Origin of the sequence: Granulicatella sp. WM01 (genome assembly GCF_004570605.1) — a bacterium.
In the GTDB taxonomy this organism is placed as follows: domain Bacteria; phylum Bacillota; class Bacilli; order Lactobacillales; family Aerococcaceae; genus WM01.
The window spans coordinates 1-17,745 of sequence record NZ_SPPB01000044.1 but is presented as its reverse complement, the minus strand read 5'-3'; the positions used below and the strand labels follow the sequence as shown (position 1 = coordinate 17,745).

The window sequence follows — 17,745 nt, the reverse complement described above, 5'->3', positions numbered from 1 at the left end:
ATCTTGATAGAACATAGTAGGTGTATCCTTTCAATTTATATATGTATATTATAACAGTTAGTGAGGAAAAATGTATAAAATAAATGTTATACGAAAAAAGACCGCTGACAGTTATATTTGTCAACAGTCTGAGCGTGTTGGCAATGCCAACACGCTTATTTAATAAGGTCATTATCTTTCTATATAAACATGATCGCTCTTATTTTAATGAGAAATCAATTGTTTTAATTGCTCAATAACAGATCGTTCATTATAACGGAAAACTTCGTGAGAAGAACCGAAATATAGCACCATTCTAATGATCCACACAATAATAAATAGGAACATAATACCGTATAACAGACGTGTTTTTTCTTTAAAATATGCATAAACCATAATTGGAACTAGAAAAAAGAGTGGATGATAATACAAGGCTTTTGAAATATCTAGTTTTATTAACGAAAGATATGATCTTGTCATTCCACATGCAGGACAAGGGATACCTAATAAATGGTAAAACACGCACACACTTTGTTTAGTTAAAAAAGAATACAGTAGTGCACCACTTCCTAAAACACAAAATAATACTACTTCTCTACACCGTTCTCTGATTATCTGTAACATATTATCTCCTAAAATAAAGAATGAGTAAACTGCTAAACTGTTTACTCTCCCTTTTTCATCTATTATGCTCTAGAAAAACGATTAAGTTCATTCTGAACCATACATAATGTAAGTATATTTAAACCAAATAAAGTAAGAATAGCATACAGTAATCCATCATTTTTACCAGAAAAACGTTGTATTCTTTCTCCCATTGTATATGCCCAATACACTCCATAAATACCACATGTCAAAAGACTTAGTGCAACTACTGTTCCACCGTTTTCAACTTCTCCATTAATTCTAGCAACATCATTATGAAGTTTTGCCATCCACATCAATGCATAAATACCACATGTTACAATAGATAATAATATACATGTTACAATACTTCTCATTTTTACAACTCTCATTCAACAAACCTCTCTTATTATATTAGTTACGTTAATTACATAAACTATTATACAAACAAATTATTGAAATTGCAATAGTTCACAATAAACTTACAATCTTTTTCATCAGTTAATATGTATGATACTGAAGTTATTTCAACTGCTTATGCTTTTGGGAATATCCCTTTAACTATATAAGGTGTTACGTGTTAAACCTTGCACTTTATAATTTTTAATCTAAACTGTTTAGTCTTTAAGCATAACAAAGTAACTACTCATTATTCACTTGCACAATGTCAGAACTATAACTTAATCGAGTAGGGGATAATTTCTCTCCCTCTCATACCACCGTGCATGTCGTTTAAGAGGATAATCTAAGTAAGAAGAGACTGGAAAAAAATTTAAAAAATAAAAAACAACTTATAACGACATCATCAGAAACGTTAATTCTAAGGTGTTTTCATTTTTTCAAATGTTAATCTACGGACTAAAATTTTAGTTTTTTCCCAGTCCCTTTGAGTACAACATACCTGTCCTACTCAAAAAAACGTATGAGATACACCATATATTTTCCTTATTTTTATTATCTTAATACTGCTTCAACTAGAGCCTGTTGTATCTCAATAACCTTTTTTCACGGGTAAATTGAATAGACTAAAAGATTTTTTCACTGAAGAAATCTATACTTTCAACTCTTCATCTAGTAGCCCCCGATGTTTCCACCGAAAATCTAGAAATAGAACGGTAATGACTTGTCCTGTACTCTACATTTTTCCAGTCGTTTCTTGTCTTACAATGATTAGACGATATTTTGTAAACACCACTAAATCTCATCCGAAACTAAATACTAAGTTAACTTGCTCTCTTAAAAAGAGAACATATTCTAACTCTTTTTTTACTTTATTTACACTTTTTTGACTGACATTTCCTAATAATCCGCTAAAGAATCCCATAAACACTCTTCTTTTTGTAAAATATAGCATATTTATTTGAGTATAAAGCACTCTACCTTTTATAAAATACTACTTAAATAATTTCATCTTCCACAAGAAATATCCTAAAATCCCACAAAAGACACCTGTCACTAAAATCGTATAAATCCACCCAAATGGAGAGTTTAAAAATGGAATTTCCGTATTCATTCCAAAAAATCCAAACGTTACTTCACCAACAGCTAGAAAAGATGTGATAATCGTTAAATATTTCATCGTGCCGTTTAAGTTGTTATCAATAATAGTAGAATACGTTGATTTTTCTTTTTCAACTAATGTCATATTAATTTCAGATACTTCGATAGCTTGGGCAAGCTCAACTAAAATATCTTCTAATTTTTCTGATTCAATATCACTAAAAGCTGTAATACCATATCCCCAACGTCTACGCAATGTATTTAAAGCAATTTTGTTTCCTTTTAATGAGGACAATAAATAAACTAACCCTGTTTCAACATTTGTCAAACGATAAATTTCATTATTGTCTGCATTACGTCTAAATGCTTTTCCGATATTTTCACGTTCTTTATGCAAAATACGCAGTTTATCATGATACATCATAGCAAATTGATATAAAATAGAAAATAGCATGTGGTATAAACTGTCATATCCCTCAGCTTGAAATGAACGATTTAATAAATGGTTAATTTGTGAATAATCCCGATCATCATCCATAAATGTGTACAAACGACTATCTTTAATAATGAACACTAGCGGACGTGTGGTGTAACTATTAGAATCTGAATCAAAGTACGGTGCATCAAAACTAAGCAAGCGTGCTCCATTATCATTATCTTGCTCTACTCTGGCATTTTCGTCCATGTCCATGGCATATTCTAAAAAGTCATTTGCTAGACCGTCTTCTTCTACTAATATTTGTTTATCTTCGCTAGTCAACCCAATTGTATTTATCCATTCAATTTCTTCTGTGACCGTTTCTATTCGTTTTCTTTTAATCACACCTCTTCACTTCCTTTGTTCATCTTATTGTTTAATATAGCTATACTTTGGTTCTTTTAAAACATCATCAAATGTGATGTCAACATCATACCCCTCAAAAAACCATTCATCTCCCTGTTCAACGTAATAAGGAATATGCTCTATTGTTGTTAATGCATAAGGATTAGTTGGTTCATTTACTTCAATGGCTAAAGAAAAACTTTCATGAATAGGGCTACATCCATAGACCTTTCCCATAAAACGAACACCACGTCCATGAGAAATTCCCATTTCTTCTTTAAACCATTCATGTGCTTGTGGACTTACGACAATTTTCATTTTATCAACCCTTTCTTAAATGCATAAATTGTGGCTTGTGTTCTATCCTCAACTTCTAATTTAGACAACACATTGGACACATGTGTCTTGACCGTTTTTAAAGTAATAAATAATTCATCAGCAATTTCTTGATTAGAATACCCTCTAGCAATCAATAATAACACTTCTTTCTCACGAGAAGTTAACTCATTATGTAATTCTTTTTTAGGATATTTGACTTTCTGACTTACCTCATCTTCTAAAACACCTTGCCCATGATACGTTTTGCGAATGGCTTGTGTAATTTCATGGGCAGACGATGTCTTGAGTAAATAACTCATTGCTCCAGCCTTTAATGCAGGGTACACTTTTTCATCATCAATGAAACTTGTGACAATAATAATTTTAGCCTCTTTCCACTCTGCTAAAATATACTGTGTTGCCTGTATGCCGTCCATTTTATCCATTACCAAGTCCATTAAAATAATATCAGGTCTTAATGCAAGAGCTTTTTCATATCCCTCTTGTCCATTAGTTGCTTCGGCAATAACCTCCATATCCTCTTGAACAGATAAATATGCCTTGACACCTAGCCTAACCATCTCATGATCATCTACTAATAATATTTTTATCATCTGTGCACCTTACTATTTAATGATTTTTATATCTACAATTGTCCCTTGATTCGGTACGCTCACAATATTTAGCGTACCACCCATTGCACTAACACGCTCTTTTATATTCAATAATCCATATCCCATAGAAGATTGTGTTGTATCAAATCCTATCCCATTATCAACCAACCGCAATTTTACATATTGATTATCTTGCGTTAAATATAATTCTAAATGGCTTGCCTTAGCATGTCGTAAGGTATTTGAAATTAACTCCTGGAGGACTCGAAATAAATTATCTTCTATCGTACTCACCAAAGAAACATTTTCTATTTGCGACAAAACATTTAATTTTACTTTACTTTGCACTTCCATTAATAAACGTTCAATACCTTGTTTTAATGTTTTCCCTTCTAAAGAAATAGGTCTTAAATGTAGTAGCAACGCACGCATTTCTGTTTGTGCTGCATGAATAGAATCTTCAATAGTTTTTAATTGAGTATGTAAACTTGATTGCTTATCTGAAAGGGAGTAATTAAGTGCTGACAACATCATCATTGTAGCAAATAATTGTTGGCTTACCGAATCGTGTAATTCTCTAGCAATACGGTGCCTTTCTTCTTCCAATAATTTAGCTTTTTCTTCTAAATTAAGAGGTCTAGTTTCTTTTGAAGTTTGTTTTAATAAATCGTTTATTTCAATTAGACGTTCACTTAATGTATTCAACTGTTCATCAACAACATCTGTATATCCAGATAATAAAGGTGTTGTATTCACACTTTTTTGAAAAATAGGATGCTCATAATTTCCAACAATAAGCCATTGTAATTTTTGAACAATTTGTCGCTGACTTAGTTTCATTCCATAGTATAACATAACTGACACAATTACACTTAAAAAAGTTAACGTCAAAAATAAATAAATGAAAAACGGCATAGAAAACACTTGTAAAGTCAATAATTCTTTTACACTTACAAAACGTCTAAGTATATATAAAATCACAACTGATGTTAATAACACACAACTGAAAATAATTAGAAACAAATTAAATAACCGAAAGCCTTTTGTCATATATGGATTACCTCAACATTTCCAACATAAACACTCGTCACAATTTTTATACGTCGTCTAGCAGCAATATAATTTTCAGAATATATACTTAGTTGCTCATGTTTTAAAAAATGATGCTCCTTTTCAAATAAAACATGTCCTCTTATTGTGCTATGGTTTAAAGACACACCAACACCGAGCGGAACAATAATACGTACATCACCAATCAGTTTATGAATAACAATAATACTTGTTTCCTCGGGTAAGATTGTATTGCCTAAATGAATTGTCGTATCTCCAAACCATGACATTAAATGAATATCGTCCCATTCATAATTTGAACTAATCATCTTTCTCTCTTGCAACCAATATGCTTTTTGAACACGTGCATATTTTTCAGGTGAGGGTGGGCTTAATTCTAAAGCTACTGTATCGAATTTTTGTTGCATACGTTTTAGTATCCCCCACCATAAAATGAGAGCACCTATTCCAATAATACCTAAAAGTATCCAGAAATTTGGACGTGTCAATACAAAAAGAAATAATAATACCATAGCAATACTAAATATAAATTTACCTAGCCAGTTTTTAATATAAAATATGCTAATTGAAAATAAAATTAAAGACAATACTATAAAGATAATATCCTCACTTTTAAATAAATCCAATAGCAATAGACACATGACAAAAAGTGCCGTAGACAACCCAACACTTACTAATATATTTATTTTTTTTAGCATTAGTTTTCACTATCCTTCATTTTTATGACTTCATTATACCTTACTTTATCTACTGGTATGTGTTCTTATCATATAGGTTTTCTTCCAATATAACGCACTCTTGTGCTTAGCAATGCCTGATCTCTTTAACACATTATCCTTTAAATTTCACAATTGTTGCTCCATTTCCCCCTTGATTTATAGGTGCAAATTCAAATGAATTAACACCACGATGTTTTCTCAACTGTTTGATGACACCATCTCTAATCGCACCTGTACCTCTACCATGTACAATAGTGACTTGAGGGTATCCTGCTAAAATAGCTGAATCTAAATATCTATCCAGTTCAATGATGGCATCTTCATATCGTTGTCCACGTAAATCAAGCTGACTAGTGACAGATTTTGCACGCCCACCTTTCAAAGTAGGAATGTATTTTTTTTGTTTTGGATTATCTTCATCAATTAAACGCAAATCATCAAGAGCTACTTTCATTTTCAACAAGCCCATTTTAACCACAAATTCATGGTCATTATGTTTTTGTTCAATAACCCCTCTTTGTCCATAAGACATGACTTCTACTGAGTCACCAACTTTTAACGCCTTATTCCGTTTAGCTTTTTGTAGCACTTTATTTTTTTTCAAGCTCTCTTCATGTTTCAACTGAGCTAAGGCTGTTTTTTTCTCAATCAACTCATGCTCTTTTATAGTGGAACGGCCTTGTTTTAACTGCATTTGACGAATTTCTGATAGAATTTTCTCTGCTTCTTCTTGTGTTTGCTCAATGATTTGATTGGCTTTTTGTTTGGCTTGTCGCTCAATCTCATCTCTTTGGTCATCAAATAACTGCTTAGCAGCATTCACCTCAGCTAATAATATTTCTGCTTGTAGCATATCACGCTGTACTTGCTCTTTTTCTTTTTCGATTTGTTGCCGTGTCCGTTCTAAATCACTAATCATATCATTAAGTTGTTGAGAATCTTCATGAATAAATTCTCTAGCCTGCATAATAATATTATCAGGCAATCCTAAACGCTTAGAAATATCAAATGCGTTGCTACGTCCAGGTATACCTAATAAAAACTTATACGTTGGCACTAATGTATCACTATCAAATTCCATACTAGCATTGATCGTTCCTAGACGATTATACCCATAAATTTTAAGTTCTGGATAATGGGTTGTTGCTACAACATAACTTCCTTTAGTTGCAACACTATCTAAAATAGCAATCGCTAAACTCGCTCCTTCTTGAGGATCAGTTCCTGAACCTAATTCATCAAATAGCACTAAACTATGTTCGTCAATTTTATCTAAAATAGCAATAATATTGGTCATGTGTGACGAAAAAGTACTTAAATTTTGCTCAATAGACTGTTCATCTCCAATATCGGCAAAAATTTGAGTAAACACACCAATTTGACTTCCTTCATCAAGAGGCAAATGTAATCCGGCTTGTCCCATTAACTGCAATAAACCTAATGTTTTCAATAGAATTGTTTTTCCACCAGTATTAGGCCCAGTAATGACAATACATTGATATTCTCCACCCATTAAAATATCATTTTTCACGACTACTTTAGCATCAATTAACGGATGTCTTGCCCCATAAAGTGCCAATTCATTACACCCACTCACTTCAGGTAAACTCGCCTTGATAGATTTGGCATAAAGTGCCTTAGCATTAATAAAATCTAGTTCTCCAAGTAGTGTATTATTTAACGCAATATCTTCTGTATATGGTCTTAAAAGATTGGACAATTCCCAAAGAATACGTTCAATTTCCTGTTTTTCTTCATTCTGTAATGTTCTTAAACGGTTATTTAACATCACAACTTCTTCTGGCTCAATAAACACAGTTTGTCCAGTTGCACTTTGATCATGGACAAGTCCACCAAAACTATTCCGATATTCTTGCTTAACAGGCAATACATACCGTTCATTCCGAATAGTCACTAGTGTTTCTGTCAATTGGCTTTGTTTTCTCCTAATCAAACTATCCAACTTTTCACGTACAGCTTGCTCTCCACGTTTAATGTTTTGTCGAATATGTTTTAGCATCATACTTGCATCATCTAACACTGAACCATCATAAGCGATTGCTTCTTGAATGTGTTGCGTTAATTGGGGCAATACTTTTAATTGTTCTGCTAATTTATGAATATAGTGCAGCTCAATTTCTTCTTGGAATACTTGTTTGAAAAAGTAATTCACATCTCTAGTGCTAGATAGCACTCTACCTATATCTGATATTTCTTGACCATTTAAGGCTGCACCCATATCTAAACGTTTTAAATGTGCCGAAACATCTTTTAATCTTGGATTTGGTATACCACCTTTTAAACGTAGTAATTGTACAGCATCTTCTGTTTCCAGCAATGCCTGTTTTATCTCATCTACATGAACATAGGGAACTAGCTGATAAGCTCTTTGTTTCCCTAATTGACCAGACGTAAATTGTGCTAAAATCGCCAAAACTTTATCAAACTCTAGCTTTGTTCGCATTTTATTTTGCATATATCAACTATCTCCTTTTCTCTCCTACATTTTATCACATCTTTGTAGTTTTCACAAAAAACTATTTTGGGAAAACTATTGATTACTATCTCTTTTTTGTAAAGTTAATACGGAAGATTGGATTTTATTGAGCGGCTTGATAAATGTTACACAATTGTTTGCTGTACATACTATAACACTCCACTTTTAATAGCTCATTTGACAAATATTTTTATAAAATAGTCCAAAAAACAGACTTTAAATCAAAGCCTCACTCTGATTTAAAGCCTATCGTCATTTTTTGTTTAATTTTAATAGCAATTATATTATCTGATATTGCGAATAAATTTATTTATCTGACGCCATGTTATAACATAAATAACTAATATAATAAATAAACACGGTACTCCCAAATAAACTAGCATATTTATCCATGTTTTTATTCCCACTAAATTCGGCAGTCCTAAAAACACTTTAAATTCTAAAGCTATCAATAACACAAAAGCAATGCATACACTTCCTATCATTGGTAACACTAACATAGTAAATAGCTTCTTAAAAGACATGCCTAGCAAAACATACACGCTATATTTTTGATATTGCTCTACAATATGCGATTGAATGATACTATTAAAGATTAATATAGATAATACGACAAAAATACTAATTAATAACCACGTAATTCCTGATTGCATCATACGATATTGTCTAAATACATCTAACTGTTCATAGTTGTCTGTAAATGTTACTGTAGGATATTTTGACAATATTTGTCGAATTTTTAAATTATCTTGGCGATAATCAAACTGATTAAACGATACTCTCAATCGTGTAGGATTAGTCTCTAACCCTTGTTTTTCTAAGAAACGTTCTGAAACGATTAAACGATATGGGACACCTAAATCCCCATAATCAAGCCAAGCAACTTGTCGGTGTGAAATACCTGAAATTGACACATTAACATGTTTCACTGTAAACAATTGTTTAGCTTGTTCACTAGAAACCATGCCAACTACAGAACTATTTGCCTGCAAACTTGCCAACTTCAATAGTGTCGTTTCATCAATAACACGCTCTACAGTAGCTCTACTATCGTCTTTATCTATTGGTTTGGCTTCTCTGAGCACTACTCCCTCTTTTGAATGTGTTTCAAAATATTCATACGAAGGTGCAATAATATAAACCTTTTCCCCATTTAATACACTTCCTACATCTCCAGTGAAACTTGAACTAAACCGCAGAATATCCTCATCTGGATAGACCCTTACACGAATCAATACCATTTTTCCTGAATAGTTCAATAAAGTGTTCCAAAATGGTCTATTCTGGTATACTTTAGGTTCATATAATTTCATAATATAATCTTGGTTTAAGACCTTTTCGTCTAGCAAGTAGACTTGCCAAAGAGATGTATATTTCTTTATAATACTATCTGGGAAAGCAGTTTTAATCTCTTGGGCAATACTATTCATTTCCTCCCCTGCTCTCTTGTAGTCAATCAACTCTCCGTAAGTTTCTTTACTAGTCTCATAATATGCATTATCATGGTAAGTTTGACCAGGTAAACGCTCTATATCCTTTAATGTTATCTCATAATCAAAATCACTTGGCATCTTTCCAACAGCATCTGTACTCAATATAGCCGCATTAATAGAATTAAAATGCATGAACAAATGTCCAACAAAAAACACCAGTAATATCGTGCAAAACCACACACTAATAGATAAGTATATTTTTTTTATGTCAATATATGTGTAAAACTTTCTTGCCAATAGATTAATCTTCATATAAGATTTGTTTTTCGTATGAACAGAAAATATTAACAGACTTAAACAAACAGACAACATATACATAACAGTATATTTTATAATATAATCTCGCACATTACCTATCTCTAAAATATAAAATTGTCGCAAGGCAATACTCAATAAACTACTAGTAACACCAACACTAAGCATAATACCTAGGACACATGTTAACACTGCAATCGTTAACATTTCAAATACAAATAAAATATTAGATTGCCCATTCTTTACTCCCAATAAACGATATATTTCATAACGTGGTCGACTATATAAAATATACGCTCTTAATACTACTACAATAATAATACAAAAGATAATAGATAAAATATTTTGAAAATATTCTGGTATTTTATATTGTGTATTATTATTCTCACCTAAAATATATGTGTTTATATAATGGTTCCCACTCAATGCTTCCCACTCATTTGGTGCTTGCTTTCTATCAAATCTAGCAAGCCATACAACCTCTCTATTGCCTTGAGATTCAACTAATTGTTCCAAGACTTGAGAAGATACAATCACATTGGGAAATTTGAACTGTCTAAGTTCTTCGGATTGTCCTTTAATCCACATTAATCCCATTGGATTAATAATCTGTTTTATCGTTTTTGGAATACCATTAACGTCAAACGTATCTCCCACTTTTACATTAAATTTAGTGGCAATAGACTGAGTAATCAATACTTCGTTCATATTCACTGTATTTTCTAAATAACTATACTGATACGCTGCTTGATTTAATGCACCATATACAATATCAGGCTGACTATTAGACTGGACAATATCTATCCTACCATATTTCTGCGAAACATTAGACAGTTTACTCCCATATATAATGTGTGAATATCCACCATATACTCGCTCTTTACTCAGTTGTGTATGCTCTAGATAAATTTGTGTAGTTGCTGAAATGGATAGCATGCTTGCCAATAAAACAGTCATAACAGTAGTCATTAAAATAAGCACTTTATTATGTTTATTGAATAGTTGAACAACATTCTTTAACGCATTCATTCACACATCACTACCTTACCGTCTATCATTTCATATTTTTCGTCCCCAATTTGTGCTAGTTTTTGATCATGTGTTACAATAATCACTAGCTCTGTAAATTGTTTGACACTTTTTAAAAATAGTTGACTAATATTGTCTGCTGTATAAATATCTAAAGATCCTGTTGGCTCATCTGCAATAATAATTTTTGGCTTAGTAATCAAAGCTCTGGCAATAGCACATCTTTGTTTCTCCCCTCCAGATAATTGTGAAGGATATTTTTTTACTAAATGCTCAATATCAAGCTGTTTCAATAATTGTGAGTAAAAATCATTATCTTTTTTCTTTTTATGTATTTGTAACGGCAATAAAATATTATTTTCTACTGTCAATTCATCAATCAATTTGAAATCTTGCCATATAAATCCAATATACTCTGAGCATCGCAATCTTCTTTTTTCTAATGATAACTGACTAATATTGTTATTATCTAAATAAACAACACCAGAATTAGGTTGTATCAAACCAGAAATCACTTTTAATAAAGTTGTTTTTCCTGATCCACTTTTCCCTACAATTGTTACTATTTTAGCTTTATTTAAGCTAAAATTGACATCATTTAAAACCGTAATCGTTTTTTGCCCTTGTACAAATTTTACACTAATATCTTTTAGTTTTATCATAATCATCACCTAATATAATATATCTTACTTTTAGTCATTTACTTTGTATTCGTTACTACGTTAACATCTCCCATTAAAATGCTGCTGTTGTCGTATGCATATATTGACCATTAACATAGTAATCAGCTGTGCTTCTTCCATGTTTCCACCAGTTGAATCCTGATTTTAACTTATATCTGGACACATTATTCGCAGATCCCCAAGGATAACCTGTTGCCCCATCGTCAAGAACCAACTGCCTATCTCTTTTCATGCTGGCTTCTGTATGAGTTGAAATAATTTCAGCCATTGCTTCACCGTTTTCATACCGTGAGAAAATACTAAATTTCCACGTGCTGCAGAAACACTAGTCATTCCTAACACCAATAATCCTATCACACATATAATACTTAACATTGCTTTTTTCGTAATAAAAGTCCTTTCTAAAAGTAAGGTGTACTTCTATGATTAGTATAGTATAAAAACAAAAACCTTGCAAGCGTTTTTAAACTTGTTTATAGCATAATTACCCGAAATTATCTTCCATTTTTTCAATAGTTTGTATAACTATCTATTGTTCATGTCCAACAGGAATTTTTCACCATTTTAAGTAATAATATTCTCAACATTTTTTGCCATTTTTAGACTATTATTATCTTTAAGAACCTCACTCATATCAGCGATAATGGTATACTGTTTTTACTATTTTTTTGTAAAATGCTAATTTGATAATACATCTTAATGTTATCATAATTTCTTTTGGAATTCAGCTTATCCCCTCAACCCATTCACGTTTCTCTTATCAACTAAACTCAATCTAGCACTGAATTTAACCCTCGATCAAAAAGGTGTAGATATTATATTATTTTGGTGTACAACAAATCATATTGGCGAACAAAAACACTCACTCATACAAGGATTTTTACATCATAAAAAAGACGATTATTTTTTATAGCAATATGAAAAAACATTTTCAAACATCCTTTGATAAAAAAACTATTATTTTTAAAACTGTATATAAATGTAAAGTGCCTTTCTAAACAAAAAAATCCAAAACAGACCTTAACTCAAGGAGGATACCTTGAGTTAAAGTCTGTTCAGTTTGCACACTTGATTCATAAAATCATTATTTTACTATCCAAGTATCTATAACCAACTGCGAGATAATAGGCGTATGCTTCACAATAATTGTCGCCAGTGATTGCCCTTTGAAAATATCTTGAACAGATACAACTGGAACGAAAGACAATAATGTCAGTAGAAAATATAATCCAATCCACGAACATAAAAATCCTAAAACAGCTCCACCTAATGTATTCAGTTGACTAATAATTGGAATATGCCCTAAGCGGTTTAACGTAGCTGCTACTAAACGTGTCACTATCCACCCAACAAACATAATACAAACAAAAGCTAAGGCATTGTAAAATGTCTCATCAACTTTCAATGTTGTCGCCAAATTGTATAATGATAATTGACTGGCTGTCGTATTGGAAGGAAATGGAATAATGATTTGCAAAATTTTTGCCACATGTTGATAAAATAACGCCCCTACAATCCACGTGACTAAATAACCTACTGTCAATATCGTTTGTACAATTAATCCACGTCTTGCCCCAGAATATATCCCTATTAATAAAATAATTAGTAAAATTATATTTGCCATATTAACCTCACTTCTTTTTGTAAATCGCCGGAACATACTCATCACCTGTTTGTGTAAATAACGATGAGTCTTGTCCGTCAATATGTTCCAAACTTAATTGCTCTGAAATAACAATTGAGTCATTTTCGTCTTTCCCACCACGCATCAAAATACGTTCAGGTTTCTTTAAATCCATTATTTCTTGTTCTAAGCGATGAATTTTTTTCTTTAGCTGTAATGCTTCACTTTCTAAATCAATTTGTTTGGAAATGGTATTTAATGCCACCAATAAAGCCGCATCTTTTTCAGCTAAATTCGTCAATCTTTTAATTTGTTTATACTGTTCATCTACCAACTCTGCAGCCGTTTTAACATGCTCATTTGATTTTTGGCTAACAACCACATATTTTTGGGCATCAATAATAACTTTTACACGACGTTTTCCTGTATCCATAAGCCACTCCTCTTTTATTTCCTTTATTTTATCATTCTTTATTCATCTATGCATCTTTTTACTATTTTTATTTTGTATTTATTCACTAAATTGAGCAAATTTTCCTAAAAAGAGCAGATAATATGGTATCCTTTGAATAGTACACAATAAAAACGTGCACATCATAAAGGAGGTTATATTTTTGGTACAAACATCTACTCAACAAAAAATTATTTTAGTCGGTGACGGTGCTGTTGGATCAAGTTATGCATTTGCATTAGTGACACAAAATATCGGTCGAGAACTGGGGATTATTGATATTAATCAACAAAAAACTGAGGGAGATGCATTAGATTTATCACATGCTTTGGCATTTCAAACGCCTAAACGCATTTTTGCAGCGACTTATGCAGATTGTAAGGACGCAGATTTAATTGTATTGACAGCAGGAGCTCCACAAAAACCCGGAGAAACACGCATTGATTTAGTACATAAAAATTTAACAATTTATCGCCATATTATTTCCGAAATTATGGCAAGTGGCTTTAACGGTATCTTTTTAGTTGCTGCTAACCCTGTGGATATTTTAACGTATGCAACATGGAAATTTTCTGGATTACCATCACATCGTGTCATTGGTTCAGGTACCTCTTTAGATAGTGCACGTTTTCGTCAAGCTATTGCACAACTAACACATGTTGATGCACGAAATGTTCATGCATATATTTTAGGAGAGCATGGCGATACAGAATTTCCTGTCTGGTCACATGCCAATATCGGTGGTTTACAAATTTATGAATGGGTTAAAACACATCCAGAAGTTGACGAGGAAGCCTTAACAAATATCTTCTTCAATACACGAGATGCTGCCTATGATATTATCGCTAAAAAAGGAGCAACATACTATGGTATTGCTGTGGCTCTTGCACGAATTACACGTGCCATTTTAAATGATGAAAAAGCTATTTTACCACTATCAGTTTTATTAGAGGGACAATATAAACAAGAAGACGTTTATATTGGTGCACCAGCAGTTATCGGCAAAAATGGTATTGAAAATATTATAGAAATCCCCTTAAATGACTCTGAATTTCAAAAAATGGCACATTCAGCAAACACATTAAAAACCATTACAAAACAAGCGTTTGAAAAACTGAATGAAGCAGAATAACCTTACTCATAGCAATACTTATGAGGACATAAAGACGACTTTAATTAAGGAATAAATCCTTTATTTAAAGCCTAGTGACATTGTCGCCCCCCAGCAAAAAATCGTTGATTTCTTGCTGGGGGGCGACTTGTTTTTACGGTTTTAAATATTGAGCTAATTGAATAGATTGATAAATGCACGCCATAGATTTTTCCATATGCTCTCTTTCCCAGTCGTTCAAACTCATTTCAAAAACTTTTTCAACACCATTTTTACCAATCACACATGGTGTGGTCAAAGCAATAGGTTCTAAACTGGCATACTCACCTTGCATTAATAACGAGCTTACCGGTAAAATTGTTTTTTCATCAAAAACAATGGCTCTGGCTAAATCTATTGCAGCTTGTGCAACTGCACGATCGGTTACTCCTTGCTTAGCATAAAACACATCATAGGCTGATTGTACAACCTTTTCTTTCATTTGTTCAGCGCTCAAAGGTTCAATATGTGGATAAGCTTTAACAAACTCCGCATAAGGCATGCCTCCAACCATAAGATGACTAGTTGCCGGAAATGCTGTCATGCCATGTTCTGCTAGCATAAATCCTGATACTGATTTAGGATCAATTTGATAATGTTGTGCAATCATGTATCTTAAACGTGCAGAATCCAACATACACCCTGTTCCAATAACAAGATGTTTTGGATAATCAAATTCTGTAGCAGCAATATACACTATAGTATCTGCAGGATTTGTAATAAAAATTAGCACTGCTTCTTTCGTTTGCTCACTTATTTTAGACATAATATCTCGTACAATGTTAGCATTATTTTTCAATAAATCTTGTCTTTCTGGTGGTGTTTCTCCTTTTGGATACACATGTGTTGCAGCAATAATGATAATGTCTGCATCAGACAAGTCTGCATAAGTTCCCTCTTTGACATACGTATTTATTCCGTTCATCAATCCTGTGGCATGAGCGTGGTCTAACGCCTCACCAAAGGCATAATTTTTTCGTGTATCAATCGTGACAATCTCGCTAAACAAACGCTCATGCATAGCTGCACTCAATACACTTGAACCGACATGCCCAATTCCTATAATCCCTAATTTTGTTGGTTTCATTCTCTCACTCCTTTTATTTATAGTGTACCATATTTCCCTTATTTTTTGCTATTTTTTACTTGGGCTATCCAATATAAAGGCAAGCCTAGTAGTGTCAAGCCTACACCATATAATACGCTATAAGGTTCTATTATTAACGTATTGACAACAATAAAGATACCTCCTAATATTGCAATGATCGGTACAATAGGGTATAAAGGCACTTTATATGACCTAGGTGCATGCGGCATTTTACGTCGCAAGATTATCACAGTAAAAAATGTTAAAATCATAAACATATAAATCATAGTGACGACTAAATTAGTTAGACTATCAAATGTTCCACTTAACATTAATAACAAAGACATGCCTAATATGATGGCACAACTGTACAATGATATATGTGTTTTTGGGTGAATATGGCTAATTTTATCAGAAGCAGGTAACCATTTTCGTTGTGCTAGCGTATACGGAATACGAATAGCTGCCATAGTGTACCCATTTAACCCTCCGAATACAGATACAAGTATACCTATAGTCACTAATTTTCCACCAATACCAGCAAACAAGCGTTCAGCTACTAAAGCCGCTGGTGTAGCTGTATGTGCCAATTCATTAGGAGTAGCTACCATTAAATATGCTACGTTAATCAAAACATACACTAAACTCACTAACCCTACACCTAATAAAATAACTTTTGGAATATTTTTATGAGGGTCTTTAATTTCGCCGGCTAAATTACCAATATTTAACCACCCATCATAAGCGAACAACGTTGCCAGTATACCAGCACCTAATTTGACAAAGGTATTTGCCTCTAATTGAGTTGTTGTTGACACAATGTTTTGAACAAACATCTCTTGAGGTTGCATAATGCCAAAAATAGTAATCAAAATAATAGGGATAAATTTTAAAAATGTGAATATATTTTGAACTTTGCCACTATATTTATTGCCTAAAATATTGATACCCATAATGAATAAACATGTAAAAATAGCGATTGGCAAAATAAGCTGAATATCTAAGCCAAATAATGCCACAAATTGCGTTCCAAATATGATGCTAATGGCTGCAATGTTTCCGGGAAAATAAACAATCATTTGTACCCAGCCTGCTAAAAAAGCCATTGTTTGCCCATAAACTTCTTCTAAATAAACAATCATTCCTCCAGTTTTAGGGAATAATACGCCTAATTCAGCAACAGTCATTCCTCCAGCAATTGTAATCAATCCACTTAAAAGCCATGCCAATAAGCCAAGAGAAGCACTTTCTGTTGCTTGAAATACTGCCGTAGGTTTAAAAAATATACCCGCACCAATCACGGTACCTACTAAAGCTGAAAAGCCCGTCGTAAATCCTATCGTACGTTGCAGTGTTTTCTTGTTTTTCATTCGTTTAACTTCCTTTATTATAATATGTATTCCCTAGCTATCATTAGATAGACATCTATTTTAACGTATTTTCATAAAGTTGACTAGATAAAAATTGATATTTTTCAGTATTTTTATCAATCTCGAATTGTAAAGCCAAGTGCAACAGTACATGAAAAATACTAAAGTCACAGTCTATGTCTGTGTGCGACATAGTTGTTTTGTAATGGAATAGGTGTAACGGTCAAGGTATTAGCGTAGCGAGCCTTTACGGTTACACCTATTCTGTTATAGTTTATGTCGTTGCACACAAACGATTAAACATAGTATGAGGTGTATCATAGTCTAGTATACGTCTAGGTCTATTATTTAACGCATTTTGTATAGTTGTTATCATTTGAATAGGTACTAAATTAAATGATTTTCCCTTCGGTAAAAATTCTCGAATTAAACCATTGTGATTTTCATTAGTCCCTCGT

General features: G+C 32.6%; 17 protein-coding genes and 1 pseudogene. 1 reads left to right on the top strand and 17 read right to left on the bottom strand.

What is annotated here, in order from left to right; translation table 11 throughout:
- Positions 1-204 precede the first annotated feature (204 nt).
- The 14 genes from E4T68_RS06455 to E4T68_RS06390 all read right to left on the bottom strand — a co-directional run bounded on the left by E4T68_RS06455 (position 205) and on the right by E4T68_RS06390 (position 13,662).
- The gene (locus tag E4T68_RS06455; RefSeq protein WP_135125276.1) at positions 205-603 is read right to left on the bottom strand and encodes a DUF2752 domain-containing protein; all 399 of its coding nucleotides are present in this window, start codon (positions 601-603) and stop codon (positions 205-207) included.
- Between the two features lie 62 nt (positions 604-665).
- A complete protein-coding gene (locus tag E4T68_RS06450) occupies positions 666-995 on the bottom strand; it encodes a DUF4234 domain-containing protein (protein WP_135125274.1) in 330 nt (109 codons plus the stop codon).
- Positions 996-1,996: 1,001 nt separating this feature from the next.
- Positions 1,997-2,926: a magnesium transporter CorA family protein gene (locus tag E4T68_RS06440; RefSeq protein ID WP_135125272.1), complete on the bottom strand. Its 930-nt coding sequence runs from the start codon at positions 2,924-2,926 to the stop codon at positions 1,997-1,999.
- Between the two features lie 24 nt (positions 2,927-2,950).
- On the bottom strand, positions 2,951-3,244 hold the full coding sequence (locus E4T68_RS06435) for a HesB/YadR/YfhF family protein (protein ID WP_135125270.1): 294 nt from the start codon (positions 3,242-3,244) through the stop codon (positions 2,951-2,953).
- Positions 3,241-3,858: a response regulator transcription factor gene (locus tag E4T68_RS06430; RefSeq protein WP_135125268.1), complete on the bottom strand. Its 618-nt coding sequence runs from the start codon at positions 3,856-3,858 to the stop codon at positions 3,241-3,243. The genes E4T68_RS06435 and E4T68_RS06430 overlap by 4 nt, the downstream gene beginning before the upstream one ends.
- 12 nt (positions 3,859-3,870) lie before the next feature.
- On the bottom strand, positions 3,871-4,908 hold the full coding sequence (locus tag E4T68_RS06425; RefSeq protein WP_135125266.1) for a sensor histidine kinase: 1,038 nt from the start codon (positions 4,906-4,908) through the stop codon (positions 3,871-3,873).
- The gene (gene liaF, locus E4T68_RS06420; RefSeq protein ID WP_135125264.1) at positions 4,905-5,627 is read right to left on the bottom strand and encodes a cell wall-active antibiotics response protein LiaF; all 723 of its coding nucleotides are present in this window, start codon (positions 5,625-5,627) and stop codon (positions 4,905-4,907) included. The genes E4T68_RS06425 and liaF overlap by 4 nt, the downstream gene beginning before the upstream one ends.
- A 133-nt stretch (positions 5,628-5,760) precedes the next feature.
- The gene (locus E4T68_RS06415) at positions 5,761-8,124 is read right to left on the bottom strand and encodes an endonuclease MutS2 (protein ID WP_135125262.1); all 2,364 of its coding nucleotides are present in this window, start codon (positions 8,122-8,124) and stop codon (positions 5,761-5,763) included.
- A gap of 305 nt (positions 8,125-8,429) precedes the next feature.
- Positions 8,430-10,922 (bottom strand): ABC transporter permease, encoded by a 2,493-nt coding sequence (locus tag E4T68_RS06410; RefSeq protein WP_135125260.1) that lies wholly within the window; start codon positions 10,920-10,922, stop codon positions 8,430-8,432.
- Entirely contained in the window at positions 10,919-11,584 is a 666-nt protein-coding gene (locus tag E4T68_RS06405; protein WP_167753851.1) for an ABC transporter ATP-binding protein, read from the bottom strand. The genes E4T68_RS06410 and E4T68_RS06405 overlap by 4 nt, the downstream gene beginning before the upstream one ends.
- 73 nt (positions 11,585-11,657) lie before the next feature.
- Positions 11,658-11,837 (bottom strand): hypothetical protein, encoded by a 180-nt coding sequence (locus tag E4T68_RS06400; protein ID WP_135125256.1) that lies wholly within the window; start codon positions 11,835-11,837, stop codon positions 11,658-11,660.
- Complete coding sequence (locus E4T68_RS09325) at positions 11,834-11,980, bottom strand: hypothetical protein (RefSeq protein WP_167753850.1); 147 nt, start codon at positions 11,978-11,980, stop codon at positions 11,834-11,836. The genes E4T68_RS06400 and E4T68_RS09325 overlap by 4 nt, the downstream gene beginning before the upstream one ends.
- 709 nt (positions 11,981-12,689) lie before the next feature.
- A complete protein-coding gene (locus E4T68_RS06395) occupies positions 12,690-13,229 on the bottom strand; it encodes a CvpA family protein (RefSeq protein WP_167753849.1) in 540 nt (179 codons plus the stop codon).
- 7 nt (positions 13,230-13,236) lie between these two features.
- Positions 13,237-13,662, bottom strand: a complete 426-nt coding sequence (locus E4T68_RS06390) for a cell division protein ZapA (RefSeq protein WP_135125252.1) — start codon at positions 13,660-13,662, stop codon at positions 13,237-13,239.
- Positions 13,663-13,843: 181 nt separating this feature from the next.
- Between E4T68_RS06390 and E4T68_RS06385 the strand changes: the two genes are divergently transcribed.
- The gene (locus E4T68_RS06385) at positions 13,844-14,812 is read left to right on the top strand and encodes an L-lactate dehydrogenase (RefSeq protein ID WP_167753848.1); all 969 of its coding nucleotides are present in this window, start codon (positions 13,844-13,846) and stop codon (positions 14,810-14,812) included.
- Positions 14,813-14,945: 133 nt separating this feature from the next.
- Here E4T68_RS06385 and E4T68_RS06380 read toward each other — a convergent pair whose 3' ends face one another.
- The 3 genes and pseudogenes from E4T68_RS06380 to E4T68_RS09580 all read right to left on the bottom strand — a co-directional run.
- Positions 14,946-15,917 carry an L-lactate dehydrogenase gene (locus tag E4T68_RS06380; RefSeq protein ID WP_135125250.1) on the bottom strand — a complete coding sequence of 324 codons (972 nt, stop codon included), beginning with the start codon at positions 15,915-15,917 and terminating at the stop codon, positions 14,946-14,948.
- Positions 15,918-15,955: 38 nt separating this feature from the next.
- Positions 15,956-17,287: an APC family permease gene (locus tag E4T68_RS06375; RefSeq protein ID WP_135125248.1), complete on the bottom strand. Its 1,332-nt coding sequence runs from the start codon at positions 17,285-17,287 to the stop codon at positions 15,956-15,958.
- 274 nt (positions 17,288-17,561) lie between these two features.
- Positions 17,562-17,745, bottom strand: a pseudogene (locus tag E4T68_RS09580) (IS30 family transposase); the annotation flags it as partial.

Coding starts and splice junctions, on each gene's coding strand:
- E4T68_RS06455 (WP_135125276.1), bottom strand. CDS start 603: ATGTTACAGATAATCAGAGAACGGTGTAGAGAAGTAGTATTATTTTGT.
- E4T68_RS06450 (WP_135125274.1), bottom strand. CDS start 995: ATGAGAGTTGTAAAAATGAGAAGTATTGTAACATGTATATTATTATCT.
- E4T68_RS06435 (WP_135125270.1), bottom strand. CDS start 3,244: ATGAAAATTGTCGTAAGTCCACAAGCACATGAATGGTTTAAAGAAGAA.
- E4T68_RS06430 (WP_135125268.1), bottom strand. CDS start 3,858: ATGATAAAAATATTATTAGTAGATGATCATGAGATGGTTAGGCTAGGT.
- E4T68_RS06425 (WP_135125266.1), bottom strand. CDS start 4,908: ATGACAAAAGGCTTTCGGTTATTTAATTTGTTTCTAATTATTTTCAGT.
- liaF (WP_135125264.1), bottom strand. CDS start 5,627: ATGCTAAAAAAAATAAATATATTAGTAAGTGTTGGGTTGTCTACGGCA.
- E4T68_RS06415 (WP_135125262.1), bottom strand. CDS start 8,124: ATGCAAAATAAAATGCGAACAAAGCTAGAGTTTGATAAAGTTTTGGCG.
- E4T68_RS06410 (WP_135125260.1), bottom strand. CDS start 10,922: ATGAATGCGTTAAAGAATGTTGTTCAACTATTCAATAAACATAATAAA.
- E4T68_RS06405 (WP_167753851.1), bottom strand. CDS start 11,584: ATGATAAAACTAAAAGATATTAGTGTAAAATTTGTACAAGGGCAAAAA.
- E4T68_RS06400 (WP_135125256.1), bottom strand. CDS start 11,837: ATGAAAAGAGATAGGCAGTTGGTTCTTGACGATGGGGCAACAGGTTAT.
- E4T68_RS09325 (WP_167753850.1), bottom strand. CDS start 11,980: ATGTTAAGTATTATATGTGTGATAGGATTATTGGTGTTAGGAATGACT.
- E4T68_RS06395 (WP_167753849.1), bottom strand. CDS start 13,229: ATGGCAAATATAATTTTACTAATTATTTTATTAATAGGGATATATTCT.
- E4T68_RS06390 (WP_135125252.1), bottom strand. CDS start 13,662: ATGGATACAGGAAAACGTCGTGTAAAAGTTATTATTGATGCCCAAAAA.
- E4T68_RS06380 (WP_135125250.1), bottom strand. CDS start 15,917: ATGAAACCAACAAAATTAGGGATTATAGGAATTGGGCATGTCGGTTCA.
- E4T68_RS06375 (WP_135125248.1), bottom strand. CDS start 17,287: ATGAAAAACAAGAAAACACTGCAACGTACGATAGGATTTACGACGGGC.